Origin of the sequence: Xanthomonas citri pv. mangiferaeindicae, assembly GCA_002240395.1 — a bacterium.
In the GTDB taxonomy this organism is placed as follows: domain Bacteria; phylum Pseudomonadota; class Gammaproteobacteria; order Xanthomonadales; family Xanthomonadaceae; genus Luteimonas; species Luteimonas citri_A.
In genome coordinates, this window is record CP016836.1 from 1 (window position 1) to 18,237 (window position 18,237).

The 18,237-nt window shown below is 69.6% G+C and carries 12 protein-coding genes and 4 pseudogenes; 10 read left to right on the forward strand and 6 right to left on the reverse strand.

Going from position 1 to position 18,237, the window contains the following annotated elements:
• Window positions 1–594: 594 nt before the first annotated feature.
• The 3 pseudogenes from BEN78_00005 to BEN78_00015 form a co-directional block, all read right to left on the reverse strand.
• Window positions 595–3,077 (reverse strand): annotated as a pseudogene (locus BEN78_00005) (excinuclease ABC subunit A).
• A 94-nt stretch (window positions 3,078–3,171) separates the two neighbouring features.
• Window positions 3,172–4,288 (reverse strand): annotated as a pseudogene (locus BEN78_00010) (acyl-CoA desaturase).
• A gap of 19 nt (window positions 4,289–4,307) precedes the next feature.
• Window positions 4,308–5,410: pseudogene (locus BEN78_00015) on the reverse strand (oxidoreductase).
• A gap of 134 nt (window positions 5,411–5,544) precedes the next feature.
• On the opposite strand from BEN78_00015, the gene BEN78_00020 reads away from it, so the two are divergent.
• The 5 genes and pseudogenes from BEN78_00020 (at window position 5,545) to BEN78_00040 (ending at window position 11,662) form a co-directional block, all read left to right on the forward strand.
• The gene (locus BEN78_00020) at window positions 5,545–6,216 is read left to right on the forward strand and encodes a TetR family transcriptional regulator (protein ASR42037.1); all 672 of its coding nucleotides are present in this window, start codon (window positions 5,545–5,547) and stop codon (window positions 6,214–6,216) included.
• 412 nt (window positions 6,217–6,628) lie between these two features.
• Window positions 6,629–7,518 (forward strand): annotated as a pseudogene (locus tag BEN78_00025) (hypothetical protein).
• Between the two features lie 339 nt (window positions 7,519–7,857).
• Complete coding sequence (locus BEN78_00030) at window positions 7,858–8,511, forward strand: aldehyde dehydrogenase iron-sulfur subunit (protein ID ASR42038.1); 654 nt, start codon at window positions 7,858–7,860, stop codon at window positions 8,509–8,511.
• The gene (locus tag BEN78_00035) at window positions 8,508–9,467 is read left to right on the forward strand and encodes a molybdopterin dehydrogenase (GenBank protein ID ASR42039.1); all 960 of its coding nucleotides are present in this window, start codon (window positions 8,508–8,510) and stop codon (window positions 9,465–9,467) included. Before BEN78_00030 ends, BEN78_00035 begins: the two co-directional genes overlap by 4 nt.
• Window positions 9,464–11,662, forward strand: a complete 2,199-nt coding sequence (locus BEN78_00040; protein ASR42040.1) for a xanthine dehydrogenase — start codon at window positions 9,464–9,466, stop codon at window positions 11,660–11,662. The genes BEN78_00035 and BEN78_00040 overlap by 4 nt, the downstream gene beginning before the upstream one ends.
• Before the next feature lie 246 nt (window positions 11,663–11,908).
• Here BEN78_00040 and BEN78_00045 read toward each other — a convergent pair whose 3' ends face one another.
• On the reverse strand, window positions 11,909–12,094 hold the full coding sequence (locus BEN78_00045; GenBank protein ASR42041.1) for a hypothetical protein: 186 nt from the start codon (window positions 12,092–12,094) through the stop codon (window positions 11,909–11,911).
• 406 nt (window positions 12,095–12,500) lie between these two features.
• On the opposite strand from BEN78_00045, the gene BEN78_00050 reads away from it, so the two are divergent.
• Window positions 12,501–13,310 (forward strand): hypothetical protein, encoded by an 810-nt coding sequence (locus BEN78_00050; GenBank protein ASR42042.1) that lies wholly within the window; start codon window positions 12,501–12,503, stop codon window positions 13,308–13,310.
• Window positions 13,311–13,536: 226 nt separating this feature from the next.
• Here the strand turns inward: BEN78_00050 and BEN78_00055 are convergent, their stop codons facing one another.
• Complete coding sequence (locus BEN78_00055) at window positions 13,537–14,745, reverse strand: serine hydrolase (GenBank protein ID ASR42043.1); 1,209 nt, start codon at window positions 14,743–14,745, stop codon at window positions 13,537–13,539.
• 91 nt (window positions 14,746–14,836) lie between these two features.
• On the opposite strand from BEN78_00055, the gene BEN78_00060 reads away from it, so the two are divergent.
• The 4 genes from BEN78_00060 to BEN78_00075 all read left to right on the forward strand — a co-directional run bounded on the left by BEN78_00060 (window position 14,837) and on the right by BEN78_00075 (window position 17,342).
• Window positions 14,837–15,766 (forward strand): LysR family transcriptional regulator, encoded by a 930-nt coding sequence (locus tag BEN78_00060; GenBank protein ASR42044.1) that lies wholly within the window; start codon window positions 14,837–14,839, stop codon window positions 15,764–15,766.
• 164 nt (window positions 15,767–15,930) lie between these two features.
• Complete coding sequence (locus BEN78_00065) at window positions 15,931–16,407, forward strand: NAD(P)H oxidoreductase (GenBank protein ASR42045.1); 477 nt, start codon at window positions 15,931–15,933, stop codon at window positions 16,405–16,407.
• A 19-nt stretch (window positions 16,408–16,426) separates the two neighbouring features.
• Window positions 16,427–17,026 (forward strand): TetR family transcriptional regulator, encoded by a 600-nt coding sequence (locus BEN78_00070; GenBank protein ASR44794.1) that lies wholly within the window; start codon window positions 16,427–16,429, stop codon window positions 17,024–17,026.
• Window positions 17,027–17,090: 64 nt separating this feature from the next.
• A complete protein-coding gene (locus BEN78_00075; GenBank protein ASR42046.1) occupies window positions 17,091–17,342 on the forward strand; it encodes a hypothetical protein in 252 nt (83 codons plus the stop codon).
• Between the two features lie 87 nt (window positions 17,343–17,429).
• On the opposite strand, the gene BEN78_00080 is transcribed toward BEN78_00075, so the two are convergent.
• Window positions 17,430–18,176 carry a hypothetical protein gene (locus tag BEN78_00080; protein ID ASR42047.1) on the reverse strand — a complete coding sequence of 249 codons (747 nt, stop codon included), beginning with the start codon at window positions 18,174–18,176 and terminating at the stop codon, window positions 17,430–17,432.
• Window positions 18,177–18,237 lie beyond the last annotated feature (61 nt).

Here is an 18,237-nt window from a genome sequence, read left to right on the forward strand (position 1 = left end):
CCTCCAGATCCGCCAGGGTGCCGCCTCGACGTGGCAGGGCCAACGGCTCGGTTACGTCGGCGCCGACGGACGCGGCGGCGCCCTGCTTGATGTCTGGAGCGAGGCCGAGCCGGCCTGGTCGGTGCACACCGCCTGCAGCCAGATGCAATCCTGCCCGCCGGCGGCCGATTCCTGCGGGTGTCGGAGATCCGTCACGGCGAACCCGGCGGCTGGATCGCCCTGTCGCCGGCGAGCGACACAGGTGCAATCGCACCCGTGCCACCCGAGCACGCGGTCCTGCCGCTGCATGGCAGCCTGGACATCGGATCGACCCGCCTGGAACTGGTAGCTCCCCCGGAGGCGAAGATCGCCCATGTCCGGCGCTGGCCCAAGCTGCAACCGCTGGCGAGGACGCCGGCCGACCAGATCGAGGCCCTCGAACTGCGCGCCGGCGATACGCTGACCGTCGGCAACCGCACCTTGCGTGTGGAACGTATCCAGTCCGACGCCGGCGAGATCGGCGCGTTCGTGGCGTTCTCGATCTCGCCTTAGTTGCGCGCGGCTCGGGCGTCTGCACGTCAGACTGACGGCGTACGACCTCACCATCCCCTCGCGCAGGAACGGCGCGGTCCGGCTGTTGCGATGCTTGGCGACGGCCGCCGGCGTCCCGGCCACGACCACATGGCCCCGCCGCGCCCGCACCCGGCCCCATATCGACGACCCAGTCGCTGGCAGCCGCCACGCGCATGTCGTGCTCGACGACGATCACCGTGTTGCCCGCGTCGACCAGCCCGTGCAGTTGCGTCATCAAGGTGTCGACATCGCTCGGGTGCAGGCCGGTCGTCGGCTCGTCGAGCACATAGACGGTGCCGCGCCGCTGCGCGCGTTGCAGCTCGCTGGCCAGCTTGATGCGCTGGGCCTCGCCGCCCGACAGCTCGGTCGCCGGCTGACCCAGCCGCAGATTACCCCAGACCAACTTCGAGCAGCACCTGCAGCGGTCGCGCGATCGCGGCGTCGTCCTCGAAGAACGCCGCGGCTTCGGCGACAGTCATGCCAGTACGTCGCGATGGTCTTGCCGCGCAGCGTGATCGTCAGCGTCTTCGCATCGAAGCGGCTGCCGTGGCAGGTCGGCATGGGCGCGTAGACGCTGGCATGAACAGCAGCTCCACGCTGACGAAGCCCTCGCCCTCGCAGGTCGCGCAAGCGCCCCTTGGCGACGTTGAAGGAGAAATGCCCGGCATCGAACCGGCGACGGCGTGCAGCCGGCGTGTCGGCGAAGCGCTTGCGCACGTGGTCGAACAGGCCGGTGTAGGTCGCCAGGTTCGAGCGCGGCGTGCGCCCGATCGGCTTTCTGGTCCACGCGCACAAGCCGGCGCACCGCGTCGAGTCCGCCGACGATACGGCCCTCGACGGCGTCTCGACGCCGCGTTCGAGCGGATCGAGCGGCGCCTCGTCGGCATCGGCGGCCTGGCCCAGGTGCGCGCCGAGCAATTCGACCAGCGCCTGGCTCACCAGCGACGACTTGCCCGAGCCGCTGACGCCGGTCACCGTCGTGAACACGCCAGCGGCAGGTCGACATCGAGTCCGCGCACGTTGTTGCGCACGATGTCGCGCAGTTGCAGCCAGCCGGCCGGCGCGCGCAGGCGGCTGGCCGCGGGGGCGTGCCCGGCGAACAGATAGCGCCGCGTCGACGAGGCCTCGACGTCCGCCAGGCCTGCCGGCGGTCCGCTGTAGAGCACCCGGCCGCCCTGCTCGCCGCGGCCGGCCCACGTCGACGATCCAGTCGGCATGGCGGATCACATCGATCTCGTGCTCGACCACGAACAGCGAATTGCCGGCGCTTTTGAGCTGGTCGAGCGCGCGCAGCAGCGCCTGCGCATCGGCCGGATGCAGGCCGGCCGAGGCTCATCCATCACGTAGACCACGCCGAACAGCTGCGAGCGATCTGCGTGCCCAGGCGCAAGCGCTGCAACTCACCCGGCGACAGCGTCGGTGTGCTGCGCGCGAGCGTCAGATAGCCCAGCCCCAGGTCCTGCAGCACCGCAATGCGGGCAGCAGGTCCTGTGCGATGCGCTGCGCGGCCAGCGCCTGCTCCGGATGCGCGCGGCATGGGTCTCGCCGGCCGCGGCCGGGCCAGCAGGCCGGCGAGTTCGTCGAGCGGGCGCTGCGAGAATGCGGCGATATCGAGCCCGGCGAAGGTCACCGACAGCGCCTCGCGGCGCAGTCGCTTGCCGTCGCACTCCGGGCAGTCGGCGCCGATCAGGTACTGCGCCGCGCGCTTCTTCTGTTGCGGCTCTGGGTGTTGGCAAAGGTGTGCAGCACGTGTCGCCGCGCACTGGTGAAGGTGCCCATGTAGCTGGCTCCATCTTTTTCTTCAGCGCACGCTGCACCTCGTCCAGGCCGAAGCCGGCATACACCGGCACCACCGGCTGCTCGTCGTGAAACAGAATCCAGTCGCGGGTCTTCTTCGGCAGCTTCGACCACGGGACGTCGACGTCGATGCCGAGTGTGGTCAGGATGTCGCGCTGGTTCTGACCGTGCCAGGCGCCCGGCCACGCCGCGACCGCACGCTCGCGGATCGTCAGGCTGCGATCGGGCACCATCGACGCCTCGGTCGCGTCGTAGATCCGGCCCAGCCCGTGACAGGTCGGGCAGGCGCCGGCCGGCGTATTGGCGAGAACCCGTCGGCGTAGATGATCGATTGCCCCGGTGGGTAGTCGCCGGCGCGCGAGTACAGCATGCGCAGCGAGTTGGAGATCGTCGTCAGGCTGCCCACCGACGAGCGCGCGGTCGGCGTGCCGCGCGCCTGTTGCAGCGCCACCGCCGCGGCAGGCCCTCGATCGCATCGACCTGCGGCACGCCGCCTGGTCGATCAACCGGCGCGCATAGGGCGAAATCGAATCGAGATAACGGCGCTGCGCCTCGGCAAACAGCGTGCCGAAGGCCAGCGACGACTTGCCCGAGCCGACACACCGGTGAACACCACCAGCGCATCGCGCGGATGTCGACATCGATGTCCTTGAGGTTTGCTCGCGCGCGCCACGCACGCGCACGCAGTGCGCGGGACCGGGCGGCATCGACGACGGCGACTTGGGCATGGGCGGCCTGACAAGCGGAAGCGGCCGGCATTATCGGCCCGCGCCGTGTCGGCCGCGTGCGGTCGCGTCTTTGCCCCCTCAGGCCTGCTGCGGGCGCCGACGCGCGGCGCCGGCGCGCGGCGCGCCGGCTCGGGAAGGCATGCCGCACGATCCGCCAGGTCACCTGGCCGAACTGCCGCAGCAGCGATCCGGTGTTGTAAGGCTGGCCGTAGCGCGCACAAATCTCGCGCACCTCGACCGCCATTGCGCCATAGCGGTGCGCCGGCACGTCGGGATAAAAGTGATGCTCGATCTGGTGGCTCAGGTTGCCGGTCAGCAGGTGCATCAGCCGGCCACCGCCGATGTTCGACGAGCCGCGCAACTGGCGCAGGTACCAGTGGCCGCGGGTCTCCTGGCGCAGGCAGTCCTTCGGGAACACCTCGGCATCGGCGGTGAAGTGGCCGCAGAAGATCACCACGAACGTCCAGATGTTGCGCAGGCCGTTGGCGACCAGGTTGCCCAGCAGCACCGGCAGGAAGAACGGCCCGGCCAGCGCCGGGAACAGCACGTAGTCCTTGAGCAACTGCCGGCCCATCTTGCGGCCAACCGGCGCGAAATCGCGCGCGAGCTTGCCCTTGGGCATCTTGCCAGCGAACCAGCGACCGACCTTCAGTTCCTGGATCGCCACACCCCACTGGAAGTACAGCGCGAACACCGGCGCGATCAGCGGCTGCAGCAGGTAGAACGGCTTCCAGCGCTGCTCGGGAAAGATCCGCAGCAGGCCGTAACCGATGTCGTCGTCCATGCCGCGCACATTGGTGTACGTGTGATGGCGGTAGTTGTGCGAATGCCGCCAGTTGTCGCCGGTCGCGACGATGTCCCACTCGTACCGCTGGCCCTCGAGCTGCGGATCGCCCATGAAGTCGTACTGGCCGTGCATCACGTTGTGCCCGACCTCCATGTTCTCCAGGATCTTGGCCAGCGCCAGCAACAGCACGCCCAGCGCCACGCCGCCCACAGCACCCACGCACGAACGCGCCGGCGACCGCACCGAGCATCAACAGCGCGCGACCGGCCAGGCCCGTCCAGCGCACCGCAGCAACGATCCGACGGATGTAGTCGGCATCGACCTTGCCCACCTGCGCCATCGTGCGCGTGTGCAGCGCATCGAGTTCGGCGCCGAAGGCTTCGAGTTCCTGCGCGCCCAATCGGCGGGCGGTGGTCTTGGACATCAGGGAGCTCCGCAAATTTCTACAGATCGAGAACGAGATCGGTGACCGCGCTGCTGACACACAGCTTCAGCGCAGCCGAGGGCTCGCCGTGGACGTGACCGGTGCGCAGGTCGCGCGCAGCGCCTGCGGCCTTACCGCAGGCGCAGGTGTTGCAGATGCCCATGCGGCAGCCCGACCGGGCTTGAGCCCCTCGGCTTCGAGGCGGCAAGCAGGTTGGTGCCGCGCGGCAGTACAAGCGCGCGTCCGCTGCGCGCCAACTGCACCGACACCGTGCCGGCATCGTCGACCGCGGGCTTGCGGCGGTGTAAAGGCTTCGCTACGCAACAGCGGCACGCGCCCGTCGAGCAGCGTCTGCGCGGTGGCGACAAAGCCGCCGGGCCCGCAGGCATAGACCTGGCGCTGCGCAAGATCGGGCACCAGCGTGTCCAACAACGCAGCATCGATGCGGCCCGCCGTTTCGTCGTCGGCCGCTGGCACTTCGCCCGTCAGGAGGAAGCGCACGTCGAATCCGGCATGGCGTGCGGCCAAGGTCCTGAGTTCCGCGACGAAAACAGGCCTGCGCGCGATGACGCACCCAGTACAACAGCGTGACCGGCACCGGCATGTCCTGCGCGGCGAGTTGCCGGATCAGCGCCATCATCGGCGTGATCCCGCTGCCGGCCGCCAGCAGCAGCCAACTGCCCTGCGGCACCTCGGACAGCACCAGGTCGCCGAAGCCCGGACCAATATCGAACACGTCGCCACGCCGTGCGCGCTCGAGCAGATGCCCGCTGACGCGGCCGCCCTCGACCTGCTTGACCGTGATCGTCAGCCGGCCATCGGCCGCGACCGGCGCATCGAGGCTGTAGCTGCGCGTGATGCGCACGCCGTCGATCTCGACGCCGAGATTCACGTGCTGGCCCGGCTGCGCCCCGTCCAGTGGCGATTGGGCTGCAAGGTCAGCGTGACCGCTCCGTCGGCGGCCGGCACCCGGCCGACGACCCGTGCAAGCGGCCGCTCCCAGGTCCACGTGGGATGCAGCCGGCGGGCCCAAAAGTCGAACACCGGGGGTGCGACGAAGGGCGCGGCAAGCCGACGAAGCGGGCTGCGCGGGCGGGAGACAAGCGGGGAGACGGCGGACATGGCGCGACTGTACAGGCATCCGCACAGGCGTGTATACAGTTGTGCATTAATTGTTCAGCGCGCCGTCTCCCGCGGTCAGGCGGACGTTCCGGCTGCACTGTTATGCTGGTCGCCCGCTTCACCTGGCTTCCCCTTTGACCGTCACCGCTCCCGCGCCCGCCGGCGATCCCGCCGCTCAGGACGGTCAACCCGGCCGCAAGCCGACCATCGTCCGCGATGACCTGATCGCCGCAACGCTGCGCCTGATCGGTCCGCACCGCAGCGTTTCGACGCTGAGCCTGCGCGAAGTCGCGCGCGAAGCCGGCATCGCCCCGAATAGCTTCTATCGCCAGTTCCACGACATGGACGAACTGGCCGTCGCGCTGATCGACCAGGCCGGCGAATCCCTGCGCCGCATCGTCGGCGACGCCCGCAAGCGCGCGGTCTCGGGCCGCAGCATCGTCCGCGGTTCGCTGGAGGCGTTCATGGAACGCCTGCGCGCAGACGACAAACTGCTGCATGTGTTGCTGCGCGAAGGCACTGTGGGCTCGGACGCGTTCAAGCGCGCGGTGGATCGGCAATTGCATTTCTTCGAGGACGAACTGCGCGCCGATCTGGTGCGCATCGCCGCCGCGCAAGGCGCGGCCTTCCACGAACCCGCGCTGGTGGCCCGGGCGATCACCCGCCTGGTGTTCGCGCTGGGCGGCACCGCGCTCGACTCTCCGCCCGAACGCGACGACGCCCTGGTCGACGATCTCGCGAAGATGATCCGCATGCTGCTGCGTGGCGCCGCCGCCGTCGGCGCCGATCGCGCGCACCGCGGCTAGCGCGCGCGCAGAGCCCTGCCCCACCCGCCGCAAGCGCGGTGACCTCCCCCGCAGGCGGGGGAGGTGATCTGCGCGCGGCGGTGTTTTTGCTCCTTCCCCCGCTTGCGGGGGAAGGTTGGGATGGGGCCGCCTTGCCCGAAGCGCTCAACCAGCCACCCGCACCACCTACAACCCTCCTTCACACCCGCTGATAGACGCTGGCTGCTCCTTCGCTTCTGTCCGGTATCACGCTCCGCTGCCGGCGCTCCCGATCCCGATGGCCGCAGTCGCTCCCCTGCTCCGCACGTCGCCGATGCCGACCGTACCGGCATCGACGCCACGTCCGCAGGCGCCGCCCTCCCGCTTTGCGGACGGCGACCCCGGCGCGGTGCTGCGGGCAGCGCGCGATGCGCTGGCGGCAGGGACGCGCCCGGTGCTGGCGATCGTTGTCGAGACCGAGGGCTCGACCTATGCCGCGCCTGGCACGCTCGCGCTGTTCGGCGAGGCTCTGCAGCACGGCTGGATCAGCGGCGGGTGTCTGGAACCCGAGATCGCGCGCTTGGCGATGGAGGCCGCGGACGGCAAACGCATCGGCTGGCTGGAGATCGACACCACCGACGATGGTGCGCTGTTCCTGGGCTCGGCCGTGGGCTGTCGCGGCCGCCAGCTGATCGCCTTGTTGCCGCTCGCTGCGCTAGACGACATCGACACCGCAGTGCAGGCCTGGCTCGCCGAACACCAGGACCTGACGATCACGCTCGATCGCGAAGGCGCCATCGACTGGCGCATCGGCGCACGCCGATGGCATTGGCGCCTGCCCAGCGGGCCGGTGCCGCCCTCCGAAGTGGACCTCTGGCCAATCAGCGTGCGACGCATGCCGTTCGCGCTCGTACTCGGCACCGGGCCGGAAACGCCGGTACTCGTGCCCATGCTGCGCACGCTGGGCTGGCGTGTGGTCATCGCCGAGGCCCGCCCCGCCTGGCGCGCCCGCGTCGCGCCGGACATCGACGTGATCGAGGTCCCCCCACCGCCGCGATCACCGCCCACGCCGATGCCGACGTCGCGCTGGTCATGCACCACGGCTTCGAGGCCGACCGCGATGCACTCGAAGCACTGGCGGCCTCACACATTCCCTTCATCGGCCTGCTCGGGCCCGAGCGTCGGCGTCGCGACCTGTTCAAGTTGCTGCGCGCTCAAGATCGCGACGCGCTCGCCGAGCGCCTGCAGTCGCCGGTCGGTGTTCCCGGCTGCGGCCGCGGCGCGGCGGCGATTGCGTTGAGCATCGCCACGCAACTGCAGCTCTGGCGCGGCGCACACGCGTAGGCGCCCACAATTGCATGTCACGGTCGCGGTCTACACGCGCCGAATCAACGCCCGCGAGCATGCAGGCCCCTGTGCAGCTGAGATCGGTGGCGGTCGCGACCGGTGGCCCCCCACCGCCAGCACGCCGCAAGTCCGCAGATCGCATCTGCTTGCGGCGAATGAATAGGCATGCCGCGCACGCCGATCAACAACCCGCTGCATTCTTGATCCCCTCGACACGCCACGACCGGCACGCTCGCTGTGCATCTCGTTCACGTGCGCACGCCGCGCGCGCATCTTCCGCCCCACACCAATCCCCGCCAGCCCGTGCCCCCGGTCGCCAGCCAGAAGGATTCCGCCATGTCCCCGCTCTCCCGCCGCGAGCTGCTCAAAGCAGGCGCGGCCTCGGCCGGCGCTGTCGCCGCGCCCGGCATCGCCCAGGCCGCCACCGCCTCCGTGACCGCCGCGCCGCCCCGCCCACCCGTCATGCAGCGCGTCACGCTCGAGGTCAACGGCCGACGCATTGAGCGCGAGGTCGACACCCGCACCACACTGCTCGACCTGCTGCGCGAGCACCTGCAGCTCACCGGCACCAAGAAGGGCTGCGACCACGGCCAGTGCGGCGCGTGTACCGCGATCGTCGATGGCCGCCGCATCAATACCTGCCTGACACTGGCGGTGATGAACACCGGCGCCAAGGTCACCACGATCGAAGGCCTCGGCACGCCCGAGCGGCTGCATCCGATGCAGGCCGCCTTCGTCAAGCACGACGGTTACCAATGCGGCTATTGCACGCCTGGGCAGATCTGCTCGGCGGTGGCGGTGCTCGACGAAGTGCGCGACGGCATTCCGAGCCATGTCACCGGCGACCTCACCGCGCGTCCCGCACTCAACCCCGACGAGATCCGCGAGCGCATGAGCGGCAACCTTTGCCGCTGCGGTGCCTACGCCAACATCCTCGACGCGATCGAGGATGTGGCCGGCAGCCGTCGCGCAACGGAGGCTGGCGCATGAAGGCCTTTGACTACACGCGTGCCACCTCCCCGGCCGAGGCCGCGGCAGCCGCTGCCCGCGCGCCGGGCGCGAAGTTCATCGCCGGCGGGACCAACCTGCTCGACCTGATGAAGCTCGAGATCGAGACCCCCGCGCAGCTGATCGACGTCAATGGCCTGGCACTGGACACCATCGACGCGACACCCGATGGCGGCCTGCGCATCGGCGCGCTGGTGCGCAACACCGATCTTGCCGCCGATGCCCGTGTGCGCCGCGACTATCCGGTACTGTCGCGCGCCCTGCTCGCCGGCGCGTCCGGCCAGTTGCGCAACCGCGCCACCACCGCCGGCAACCTGCTGCAGCGCACACGCTGCCCCTACTTCTACGACACCGCGCAGCCGTGCAACAAGCGCCTGCCCGGCAGCGGCTGCGGCGCGCTCGACGGCTACAGCCGGCAGCTCGCGGTCATCGGCGGCAGCCGCGCCTGCATCGCGACCCATCCCAGCGACATGGCGGTCGCGATGCGCGCACTCGATGCGGCGGTGGAGACCGTCCAGCCCGACGGACGCGAACGTCGCATCGCGCTCGCCGATCTGTATCTCGCACCCGGCGACACACCGCAGCGCGAGACCGCGCTTGCCCCCGGCGAACTGATCACCGCGGTCGTGCTGCCACCGCCAGTCGGCGGCCGCCAGCTCTACCGCAAGGTCCGAGACCGCGCCTCGTACGCCTTCGCGCTGGTGTCGGTCGCGGCGATCGTGCACGACGATGGCCGCGGCCGCATCGCCGTGGGCGGCGTCGCGCACACGCCCTGGCGCAGCGACGCCGCCGATGCCGAACTGTCCAACGGCGCGACCGCCGTCGCTGCGCGCCTGTTCGAGGGCGCCACGCCCACCGACGACAACCGTTTCAAGCTCACGCTCGCCCAGCGCACGATCGCGGCCGTGCTCGTCGACGCACAGGAGACCCGCGCATGAAATTCGACACCCCTGCCGGCCCCAACCCGATCGACCGCCTGCGTGTGGTCGGCCAGCCGCTCGACCGCATCGACGGCCCACACAAGGTCACCGGCACCGCCCCCTATGCCTACGAATGGCACGACGTCACCGAACGCGCCGCTTATGGCCACGTCGTCGGCGCGGGCATTGCCAAGGGCCGCATCGCCGCGCTCGACACCTCGGCCGCAGAACGCGCGCCGGGCGTGCTGGCAGTCGTCACTGCGCGCAACGCCGGCGAGCTCGGCAAGGGCAAGATGAACACCGCGACCTTGCTCGGCGGCCCGGCGATCGAGCACTACCACCAAGCCATCGCGCTGGTCGTCGCCGAGACCTTCGAGCAGGCGCGCGCCGCAGCCGCACTGGTCCGCGTGACCTATGCGCGCGAGCCCGGTCGCTTCTCGCTGCATGCCGAGAAGGACCGCGCCATCAAGCCGGAGGGCGACACGCCGGCCGACACAGCGGTCGGCGACTTCGACAGCGCATTTGCATCGGCCGAGGTCACGCTCGACGCGACCTACACCACGCCCGACCAGTCGCACGCGATGATGGAACCGATGGCCTCGCTCGCGGCCTGGGACGGCGACCACGTGACGATCTGGACGTCGAACCAGATGATCGCCTGGAGCCGCGGCGACGTCGCCCGCACGCTCGGGCTTGCGCCGGAGAAGGTGCGTCTGGTCTCGCCGTACATCGGCGGCGGCTTCGGCGGCAAGCTGTTCGTGCGCGCCGACGCCATCCTCGCCGCACTCGGTGCACGCGCGGCCAAGCGCCCGGTCAAGGTCGCCCTGCACCGCCCGCTGATCGCCAACAACACCACGCACCGCCCGGCAACCGAGCAACGCATTCGCATTGGCGCGCGCCGCGACGGTCGCATCACCGCGATCGGCCACGAGAGCTGGTCAGGCAACCTGCCCGGCGGCGACCCGGAGGTCGCGATCCAGCAGACCCGCCTGCTCTACGCCGGCGAACACCGCATGACCAGGATGCGGCTGGCCACGCTCGACCTGCCGGAGGGCAACGCGATGCGTGCGCCGGGCGAGACGCCTGGGCTGATGGCGCTGGAAATCGCCATGGACGAAATGGCCGAGAAGCTCGGCATGGACCCGGTAGAGTTCCGCATTCGCAATGACACCCAGGTCGATCCCGAGAAGCCCGAGCGGCCGTTCTCGCAGCGCCAGCTCGTCGAATGCCTGCGCCAGGGCGCCGAGCGCTTCGGCTGGCATCGCCGTGCCGCGCATGGCAGCGTCCGCGATGGCCGCTGGCTCGTCGGCCTCGGCATGGCCGCCGGCTTCCGCAATGCGCCGGTCACCAAGTCCGGCGCCCGTGCGCGCCTGCAGCCCGACGGCCGGGTCACGGTCGAAACCGACATGACCGACATCGGTACCGGCAGCTACACGATCATTGCGCAGACCGCTGCCGAAACGATGGGGCTGCCGATCGACCAGATCGAGGTCAAGCTTGGCGATTCCGCCTTCCCCGCTTCCGCCGGTTCCGGCGGCCAATGGGGCGCCAACAGCGCGACCGCCGGCGTCTATGCCGCCTGCATGAAATTGCGCGAAGTCATCGCGACCCGGCTCGACCTCGATCCGGCGACCGCAGAGTTCGTCGACGGCGAAGTGCGCGGCGGCGGACGTGCAATGAAGCTTGCCGAGGTGGCCGGCGACGGCCAGATCGTCGTCGAAGATGCGATCGAGTTTGGCGACCTCGACAAGCGCAAACAGCTGTCCACGTTCGCTGCGCACTTCTGCGAAGTCGGTGTTGACGCGCTGACTGGCGAAACCCGCGTGCGCCGCATGCTCGCCGTGTGCGCCGCCGGCCGCATCCTCAACCCGAAGCAGGCACGCAGCCAGGTCATCGGCGCGATGACGATGGGCATCGGCGCCGCTTTGTCGGAAGAACTGGCCGTCGACGAGCGCCTCGGCTTCTTCGTCAATCACGACCTTGCCGGCTACGAAGTCCCCGTGCATGCCGACGTGCCCGAGCAGGAGGTCGTGTTCCTGGATGAAGCCGACGCCGACAGCTCCCCGATGAAGGCCAAGGGCGTCGGCGAACTGGGCCTGTGCGGCGTCAGTGCCGCGATCGCCAACGCCATCCACAACGCCACCGGCGTGCGCGTGCGCGATTACCCGATCACGCTCGACAAGCTGCTGCCCGGTTTGCCGGACGTCGCCTGATATCGTCCGATCGCAGGCCTGGCGCTTCGCATCGAAACGCACGAGGCGACAACCTCGTCTCGTGCGTTTCGGTGACTTCAATGCGGACGATGACCCCAATGTGCGCGTCGACCGCAAGAACCCGAGTGTCGCGTCCGACGCGATGTTGTCGCGAACGCAATGTCGCGGGTCGCAACGTGTCGCTTTCGCAGGTGTGCTGCGCGCACCAACGGCGATCGAAGCGGTGCGTCGCAGACGCGCTCGGCGTCATCCGCCCGCCAGTCCCCCGCCTGCACGCCCCGGCAGTGCATCGTCGTTATCCGGCGCATCCGGATCATCGAGATCGCCGACCTCGCGGTCGATGCCTGTCTTCGGATCGCGCGGTGGGGTGCGCGTGGTGTCGTCGTCCTGCGGCGCGCCGCCGCCCTGCGTCTTGCCGGCTTGCGTGGTCATGGCGTTGTCCCGATGGGTAGAGCCTCGAGGCTAGGACGGCACGCGTGAAGGCCATTGCGGAAGACGCACCGTGCTGATCCTCCCATCGGCATCTCCTGCACCGGTCATGGCTCGAGCCCCTCGTACCTGCGAACCCGCCCCCACCCGGTGCCCACGGCACCGACCTCCCCGCACGCGGGGGAGGTAACCGCCCGGGCCCCTCTTTTTCTCCTTCCATCGCCTGTTTCCTTCCCCGCGCGGTGGGGTGCCACCACGCGAGCGGCTGCTTGTCTCCTTCCCCCGTGCACGGGGCATTGCGCCCTTCACGGGTGGAAGGTTGGGATGGGGGCAGCCGTTCGCGAAAACGCTCTGGCCGCCACGTTCACCCCGCATCCGCTACACCTGTCCCTCCGCACGGACCGCGCCGATGACGACGCCTTCCCCTGCGATGCCACCGCCCGATGCCATCGCCAAGACCATGTCCGAGACCTGCGTCGACAAGGCCCATCGGCCGCTCGGCGCGATAATCGGCCTGGGCATCCTGGCTGGCGCCTACATCGGCTTCGGCAGCCTGATGGCCGCGTTGCTTGGCGCCGGCACCGAGGACCTGCCCTACGGCCCCGCGCAACTTGCGATCGGCACCGGCTTCGCGCTCGGCCTGATCCTGGTGCTGCTGGCCGGCGCCGAACTGTTCACCGGCAATACGCTGATGACCTTGCCGCTCGCCCAGCGCCGCCTCAGTCCGAGACGTCTGCTGCGTGCCTGGAGCGTGGTCTGGCTGGCCAACCTCGTCGGCGCGCTCGCGCTGGTGCTGCTGGCGATCGCCGCCGGCCTGCCTGCGGCGGGCGACGGCACCGTCGCGGCGTCGGCAATCGAGCTCGCCGCGACCAAGACCGCGAAATCCCCGGTCACCATCCTTGCCAGCGGCGTCCTCGCCAACATCCTGGTCTGCCTGGCCGTGTGGATGGCGGTCGGCGCCAAGACCGCGGTCGACAAGGTCGCGGTGATCGTGCCGCCGATCGCAGCGTTCGTCGCGCTCGGGCTAGAGCATTCCATCGCCAACATGTCATTGCTGCCGCTCGGCCTGCTGGCCGCGTCCGCCAGCGGCATCGTGCCGCCTGCCGAGCTGTCCTGGGCCAGCGCCGGCGCCAACCTGCTGTGGGCGACACTGGGCAACATCCTCGGCGGCGCTTGTGTCGGGTTCGGCTATTGGGCGATCCACCTGCGACGCGGCTAACGACCGCGCACGTGCCAACGCTTGCGGCGATTGAGCATGCTATTCACCGCACGCGATGCGGTGAATAGACGCGCGCTTCGCACCTCGGACACGAAACCCGGCAAAACCACACCCAGCCCAGGTGCGGGATTAAGCGCACGCACCAGCACGCTGAAACGCGCTGTTGGCGCATCGGTGCCCAATCAGCGACGGGCCACGGCATGGGCGATGGCATCGCCTGCTGGCGCTACTCGCCCGCATACACCGCATCGCGGACCTCGCGCGGCAGTGCGCCGGACATGCCTTCGAACGCGGTGTTGGTCAGCAGCACGACGGTCAGGCCGTTGGCCGGATCGACGAACCAGGTGTGGCCGTATACCCCGCCCCACTGCAGCGTGCCGGGCGCCTGCCGGGTGGCGGCGGCAACTGGATCGACGAGCACCGCGCCCCCGTAGCCGAAGCCCCAGCCCGGCCCCTGCGTGGCTGCAGCTGTGCCTACGTGGTCGCGCCTCGCCTGGGCGATGGTGGCCGCCTGCAGGAACGCCGGCCCGCGACCATGGAACACCTCGAGCGCGCGCACGACATCGTCGGCCGTGCCGAGCATGCCCGCACCGCCCGATGCGAAGGCCTGCGCATCGAACGCACGCTCGGGATCGAAGCGCAGCGACACGCCCAGCCCCGGGGGCAGCGGCATGTCCATCGCACCGGTCATCCGCCGCGGCACCGGAACGCCATCGACGTAGGGCACCGCGACCCGATCCAACGGCGGCACCCAGAACGCCGTGTCCGTCATGCCGAGCGGTCCGGTGACGAGGTCGGCCACCGCGCGCGGCAGATCGGTGCCGTGCGCCTGGGCGACGACCTCGCCGAGCACGTCGATCGCCAGTGAGTACCGCCAGCCGGTGCCCGGTGCGAACGCGAGCGGCGCGTCGGCGATCCGCTGCACGTTCTGCGCCAGCGTCAGCGTTGTGCGGTCGAGTCCATCCGACACGCCGAGCCGGTGATACGGCCCATCCGGCGGCTGCGCGCCCGGATTGCCGAGCCCTGCGCTGTGCGTGAGCAGGTGATGCACGGTGATCGTCGGCACGCGGCCGTCCGCCAGCGCGGGGCGGAACGCCGGAATCCAGCGCGTGACCGGGTCGTCCAGCCGCAACCGGCCCTGATCGACGAGGCGCAGCGCCGCCAAGGTCACGATCGGCTTGGTGACCGAGGCCAGGCGAAACACTGCGTCGTCGGGCATCGGGCGGCCAGCCTCGCGGTCGATCTGGCCCACCGCCCGCCGGTACACCGTGCGTCCATCACGCTCGACCTGCAGCACCGCACCGACGATCCGCTGCTCCTGCACCGCGGTATCGAGCACGGCGTCGAGCCGCGCTGCCAGCGCGGGCGCCGGTGGCGTGGTCTGTTCAGGGCCGGTGGCGATGGACAACGCGAGCAAGGCGGACAAGGCGGTCATGGCGACTCTCGGGGGCGGGGGCACACACTGTCCTGCCGGCGACACGCCGGAAACAGCGGATCGGGCTTCACCGGGCTGTAAGTTCTGCTTCATGTCCAAGCACGAAACCCTCGCCGGCCTGACCGCATTCCGCAGCGTCGCGCGGTTGGGCAGCTTCACCCGCGCGGCCGATGCCGCGGGCGTCAGCCCGTCGGCGGTGTCCCAGGGCGTGCGCGCGCTCGAGGCCCGGCTCGGTGTGCGGCTCCTGCACCGCAGCCGCCGCCGGGTCACGCTGACCGAGGCCGGGCGCGCGTTTCTCGAACAGATCGACGCCCCGCTCGACCGCATCGACATCGCGATGCAGCAGGCACGCGCCGGCAGTGGCCAGCCCAGCGGGCTGCTGCGAATCAATCTCTCGCGATTGGCCGCCGACCTGCTGGTGGTGCCGCGGTTGCCCGACTTCCTGGCCCGCTATCCCGACATCCAGGTCGAGCTGTTCACCGACGACACCCTGTCCGACCTCGTGGCCGGCGGCTTCGATGCCGGCATCCGGCTCGGCCAGTCGCTCGCCCAGGATGTCGTCGCCCGGCCCATCGGCGGTGCGCAGCAACGCATCGTCGTCGGCACACCGGACTATCTGCGCCGGCATGGCGTGCCGGCCGCCCCTGGCGACCTGGCCGCACACGACTGCATCCGCTTCCGCCTGCCCGGCAGTGGCCGCATCGAAGCCTGGCGCTTCGCCGAAGCCGGCGGCGCCATCGATCTCGATGTGCACGGCCGCCTGATATTCGCCGACGACCGCCTCGTGCGCGAAGCGGTGCGCGACGGCCTGGGCCTGTCACGGCAGTTCGTGCAGAGCATCGCGCAGGACCTCGCCGCTGGACGACTGGTCGAGGTGCTGGCGGACTACCGCTGCGCGCAGCCCGGCTTCTACCTCTACTTCCCCGCACGCGAACTGATGGCGCCCAAGCTGCGCGTATTCGTGGATTTCTTCTGCGAGGCGCCACACGCCGGATCCATCGCCCCCACCGCTTCAGCTTAAGTTACAAATCGTAAGTTACGATTGGTAGGATATTCCTTACGGACGTCCGCCATGCACGCGCTTGTCGTCGTTGCCCATCCCGCCCCGCTTCCCTGACCCACGCCATCGCCGCGCACCTCGTCGCTGGCATTGAAGCCAGCGGCCATACCGCCGAAACCGTCGATCTGGCCGCAGAAGGCTTCGACCCGCGCTTCAACCAAGCCGATCTCGCCCTGTTCCACAAGCAGGCGCCGCCACCGGACGACGTGGCCGCCGAACACGCGCGCATCCAGCGCGCCGACGCGCTGGCGTTGGTGTATCCGATCTACTGGTGGTCGTTCCCCGCGCTGCTCAAGGGCTGGATCGATCGCGTCTTCACCAATGGCTGGGCCTACGACCAAGATGACGGCGGCAAGCTGCACAAGAAGCTGCAACGCCTGCAGGTGCACCTGATCGCCAACGGCGGTGCCGACCAGCGCACCATGGCGCGGCACGGCTACTTCGGCGCGATGAAGACCCAGATCGACCATGGCATCTTCGATTACTGCGGCGCACGGGTACTGACCTCCGAACTGCTGCTCGCCTCCGACGCCGGCTTTCCACAGGCGCACCTCGACACGGCTCATGCGCTGGGCCAACGTGTGTTTGCCCCCCGCCCCTGACGACACCGGACACGACACCTTGCCCTCGCCCGCCCCCGACAACACCCGTCGCCGACTGCCACGTGCCGAGCGCACGCGGCAGTTGCTGGACGCCGCCTGGACGTTGATCGGCCACGAAGGCACGGACGCCCTGACGCTGGCCAAGCTGGCGGAGGCTGCAGGCGTGACCAAGCCTGTCGTCTATGACCACTTCGGAACGCGCAACGGCCTGCTGGCGGCGCTGTACGAGGACTTCGACGTGCGCCAGACGATGCTCTTCGACGCCGCCGTCGCGGCCGCACGGCCAACGCTGCAGGCCAAGGCCCGCACCATCGCCGCCAGCTACGTGGACTGCGTGTTGACTCAGGGCGCGGAGATCGCCGGCGTACTGGCCGCCCTCAGCGGCTCGCCCGAACTGGCTGCCGTCAAACGCCGCTACCAGCACACGTTCCTGGACAAATGCGCCGCAGTCCTCGCCCCATTCGTCGGTCCGGCGGGCCTGTCGCCGGCATCGCTCTGGGCGGTGCTCGGCGCAGCCGACGCCCTATCCGATGCCGCCTGCGCCGGTGACATCACGCCTGCGCAGGCCCAGGACGAGCTCGAACAGGTGATCGTGTCCGTGGTTCGGCGCTGCAAGTGAGCAATGCGTCAACCTGCATAGCCCGCTTCACGTTCCAACTTGACACGCGTCACTCCCGCTTCCAGTGGCGCGCCACAAGCGGCTCCGGTTGTTCACCGGCGATTACCGCCTCCAGATAAGTGCGCATGTTGTCCCAGGGAATAGCGTGGCCTGTCGCAGCCAAGCGTGCATAGCGCGCCTCTACAACGGCATCGAAGTCGGCGTGCCGCCCATCCAATTCGACCGGTTTGGCAATCGCATGCATGATGAACGCATCGGGGCCCTTACCTGCCTGCTCGGCTGCTTTCTCGACACGCGCCTTCAGCGCACTAGGTAGGCGAATGGTAGTGGTAGACATGCGCAACCTCATTTCATCCTCAAACTGCCGGACGCCAAAGCGTCCGGCAGCCCCAAGTCCACCTGTTCAATGCACCTGATACACCGGCGCGGCCGCCTGCCGAACCGTAGGGCGGCGTGTGCGCTCGACGCGGGTTGCGCCATAGCGAGGCCGGGGTTCTTCGACGCCGTGGATCGGCCGCGAGGCGACGCCGAGCCGCTGCGTCTCGATCTGATCCAGCAGCACACGGGCGTCATCCGCGCCCTCGGAGATCGCCAGGCCCAGCGTCGACAAGGTGTCGTCGGCGAGGTCCTCCGCGTGATCGGAGGCGATGACGTCGCCATGCGCGGCAATCGTCTGCAACAGCCGCCCCAGCGCATCGGCCTGGTCCGTCGTGAGGCCAAAGACAAACGGCTCGCCATCCGTGCACTGGCCGAACGAGGTCGCCGCAGGTGCGTCCTCAGCCTGGCCGCTCGACGCGCGCGCCTGGCCGCCAGGCCGTGCCGTCTTGGCCGCATGCTCGGCAGGTGCTGCGTCGTGCACGCCCTCGTCCACCGACGCGGACGTTGCGTCCTCGGCAGTGCGGTCGGCCGCATTCCGCCGCGCCGGCCAGTCCAGCACCTCCATCACGCTGTCGATCTGCTCGGCCAGCTGTTCCATGCAGAACTGCAGTTCCTGCCAGTCCAGTTGCGGTGGGTCGTCTTCACTGGTGCGCGGCTCGGCCAGCCGCGCGATGAAGCGCATGAACACGCGCAGCCGCTCCAGGCGGAACTGCGCATCCACCGATAGGTAGTAACCCAGGTGCTCGTCCGTGTCGTTCGATGATCCGGTCATGATTGACCTCCATGTGTGGGGGAAACGTCCTTCGATCCGCTTCAGGCGGCGCAAGACGCGA

Bases quoted from the DNA above. Each gene is read 5' to 3' on its own strand.
- BEN78_00035 (ASR42039.1), top strand. From the start codon at position 8,508: ATGAAGGCCTTTGACTACACGCGTGCCACCTCCCCGGCCGAGGCCGCG.
- BEN78_00080 (ASR42047.1), bottom strand. From the start codon at position 18,176: ATGACCGGATCATCGAACGACACGGACGAGCACCTGGGTTACTACCTA.
- BEN78_00030 (ASR42038.1), top strand. From the start codon at position 7,858: ATGTCCCCGCTCTCCCGCCGCGAGCTGCTCAAAGCAGGCGCGGCCTCG.
- BEN78_00055 (ASR42043.1), bottom strand. From the start codon at position 14,745: ATGACCGCCTTGTCCGCCTTGCTCGCGTTGTCCATCGCCACCGGCCCT.
- BEN78_00060 (ASR42044.1), top strand. From the start codon at position 14,837: ATGTCCAAGCACGAAACCCTCGCCGGCCTGACCGCATTCCGCAGCGTC.
- BEN78_00045 (ASR42041.1), bottom strand. From the start codon at position 12,094: ATGACCACGCAAGCCGGCAAGACGCAGGGCGGCGGCGCGCCGCAGGAC.
- BEN78_00050 (ASR42042.1), top strand. From the start codon at position 12,501: ATGACGACGCCTTCCCCTGCGATGCCACCGCCCGATGCCATCGCCAAG.
- BEN78_00040 (ASR42040.1), top strand. From the start codon at position 9,464: ATGAAATTCGACACCCCTGCCGGCCCCAACCCGATCGACCGCCTGCGT.